This is a genomic window from Staphylococcus intermedius NCTC 11048 (assembly GCF_002902385.1).
Lineage (GTDB): Bacteria > Bacillota > Bacilli > Staphylococcales > Staphylococcaceae > Staphylococcus > Staphylococcus intermedius.
Map to the genome: position 1 here is coordinate 1 of NZ_PPQH01000115.1, position 2909 is coordinate 2909.

At 30.6% G+C, this 2909-nt stretch carries 4 protein-coding genes; 3 read left to right on the top strand and 1 reads right to left on the bottom strand.

Features of this window, described 5'->3' with window-relative positions:
* The first annotated feature begins 521 nt into the window (after positions 1-521).
* The 3 genes from relB to CD138_RS13315 all read left to right on the top strand — a co-directional run bounded on the left by relB (position 522) and on the right by CD138_RS13315 (position 1617).
* Complete coding sequence (relB, locus tag CD138_RS13305; protein WP_019167888.1) at positions 522-749, top strand: type II toxin-antitoxin system RelB family antitoxin; 228 nt, start codon at positions 522-524, stop codon at positions 747-749.
* On the top strand, positions 746-1018 hold the full coding sequence (locus tag CD138_RS13310; RefSeq protein WP_019167887.1) for a type II toxin-antitoxin system RelE family toxin: 273 nt from the start codon (positions 746-748) through the stop codon (positions 1016-1018). The genes relB and CD138_RS13310 overlap by 4 nt, the downstream gene beginning before the upstream one ends.
* A 245-nt stretch (positions 1019-1263) precedes the next feature.
* Positions 1264-1617, top strand: a complete 354-nt coding sequence (locus CD138_RS13315; protein ID WP_096601959.1) for a hypothetical protein — start codon at positions 1264-1266, stop codon at positions 1615-1617.
* Positions 1618-2194: 577 nt separating this feature from the next.
* On the opposite strand, the gene CD138_RS13320 is transcribed toward CD138_RS13315, so the two are convergent.
* Positions 2195-2909, bottom strand: a 715-nt coding sequence (locus CD138_RS13320; RefSeq protein ID WP_506344855.1) for an MFS transporter, incomplete at its 5' end; no start/stop codon positions are given.

Consider the following 2909-nt stretch of genomic DNA (forward strand, 5'->3'; position numbering starts at 1 on the left):
ATTTTGCGTCTGCACTGTAGACGTATTAACTTATTTTTTCTATGTGCGTCTACTGTATAGACGCTTTAGACGCATAAAAGAGGATAATAAAATACTTATCAATTGCTTTGTTATACTTTCATTCTTCATTAACCGCTTCTATTTTCTCATTGCTACAGATGTTAATTCTATTACAGTTAGTAACATCATAGCCCCTTTAACTTCTTTTAAATGCTCTAGAATCATCACCTCAGATATATGCATCTATGTCAGAATGGTGCTGTTATATTAGTATTGAAAGAACAATAAAAGAAAGGGGGCATACTATGCGTTTTCGTAACTTTGAAACCTACATCATTAGACAAGACTTCAATTTTATCTATTTAGTTTGTATTCATAATCCTGAAAAGTTTTTTCTATTAAAGCATAAACAGTAATCCGTCATTTCAATTTGTAATACAAATGTGTTACAATTATGGTGTGATAAATCTGTACAACTACTCTAGGTGAAAACACATAAAAATAGTTGAGGTGAAATGCTTATGGCTACAATTACCATTAGAATAAGTAATGACGAGAAAGTTTTTTTAAAGTATATGGCAAAATTTTTAGGATTGAGTTTGAGTGAGGTTCTTAAGCAATATACTTTTGAAGAGTTAGAAGATATATACGATGCAAAAGTAGGAGATGAAGCATTAATAGAGTATCGTGAGACATACCAGGAATCCATAGACATTGAAGATGTAATGAAACAGTGGGATGTAAAATGAAATATTCGTTAAAAATCAGTAAAAAAACAAACAAAACCTTAAGTAAAATAGATAAACCAACAAGAAACATTCTATTGAAATGGTTATATAATAATGTTCATAATTCTGATAACCCAAGATTGCATGGCAAAGCCTTACAAGGAGAATTATCTAATCTTTGGAGGTATAGAGTTGGAAAATATAGAATTATAGTGGAAATTCAAGATGATGAACTTGTAGTACTTGCTATCGATGTAGGGATTAGAGGCAGTATCTATAAGAGAAAATAAGATTCCAAACTATGAAGAGAACAGAATAAGAAAGTTTATTATAAATGACATATAGACGATACTTAAATCAAAATCAAAGGTAAATGAATGACAAACTTAAAACGAGGGTTGATGCCTCTAGTATTCAACGTAGCAGAAGCGGTAAACGCTCTTTATCACGCTTGAGTCTTGAAGCGGGAGAAAAGCTTTTTAACTTTCAACTTCTTCGTGACGCGGATTAATACGCTTAATAAGGGGGGCTAATTATGACTAGAGATTTTAATAAGATTATCTTATTTGATGCGCTACGTACAGATGTGCATAGCGATGTATGTGGTAACCGTGTTGAACCTTTCAAGAACTTAGCAAATTTGGCTAATAAATACTCGGAATTCAATCAACAAATCCAATTAATGCAAGATGAATATATGAAGTTGAAAATTTATAAACCTCATCTCTTAACTATTAAAACACTAGAAAAATACCAACGTGAAAGCAATAGAGGTAATAAGGAGCTTGGGACAAAAAAATATCCTTGTTGTCCTAATTGTAAGGAGCCTTTTGAACTCAGTAAAATAGAGCATATTTGGGAAGCGGGCATCTTTATTCAAAAACGTTAGATGATAGATTATATCAACACAATAACGATGATTAATTTTATCTGTTAATAGAGCTATCTTACTCGTTTGGAGGCTAGATAGCTCTTTTTATTTGCGTCCGTTTATGTAAGCCGCTATATCTATTCGTTTATGGAGTGGCTGATTTATTATTGTTATTTGGCGTCTACACTGCGGACGGGGTTGGTGTATCCCAGCTTGGCTTTGCCCTGGCGTGTTATCCACTTCTCCTGTTGAAGCGGGTTTTTATTTCGGCCTAGGCTCTTCTTTACTTGAATTCTTTATACCGATTTCTATTGTTTGAACTTTATTTGATTCACTCATTTTCCATCTTCCTTTTTATATTTTATCTTGAATACCTTTTCTCTAATTCCCCTTTTTTGTATTTTAAATCTAGCGTTTACATTGAATTTAGGGTGATTCGTTTCCTTTTTTCTCAATTCTTACTTTACTCACCTGTAAGTTTGAGCAGTATACTTAATGGCAATGGTTTACTTCTATATAAAAATAGCTATGGAAAAATCAAATGTTACAGATTTCTTCATAGCTAACTTTAAAATATTATTATATATAATCTTATTTAGAGTTTTGTTCTTAAAATCACAGTATTTAAAATTAAGCATACCATTAATATAAATAAAATAGATAGATATACTGGAAGATGAATGTATAAAGCTACTTTTATAATTACCGCTCCAATTACGCCACCACATCCTGCTACAGCGATAAAAATACTAGTTAATACACGTTTGTTACTACTATGTTGATTAATGATACTAGCACCTAAAGGGAACATAGGCGCTAAAAATATGGTGAGTAAAAATAGGATTATTAACCTAATTTCGTCTTGGGTATTTAAATATATCAACATAATATAGAGAAAAAAAGAAATCACTGTATACATTAATAGCAATGTTTCAAGCCTGAATTTAATCATCGGCAATATTAACGTATATAAAAACCTTCCTACAATTATACCAATCCAAAATACACTTACAGTCATATAGCTAAATTTATCAGAAACTAAGTTGATATATGGCAGTAAATTTGAAAAATTAGTTTCTATACTAATATAAAAGAAGCACCATGTAAGAATTATTAAAACTAGCATAAACTTTTTATTAAAAGAAAATTTAGGTATTTTAATTATATCGCTGCTCCTCGCTTTAAACACTAAAGAATTGACAATTAAAAATAAGGGTTCTGTTGCAAAGTTAAAAATCATATAATATAAATACAGAGAAATGAGAAAATAACCACATCTCCAGAAATAATCTATTGTTATTGCAGCATTT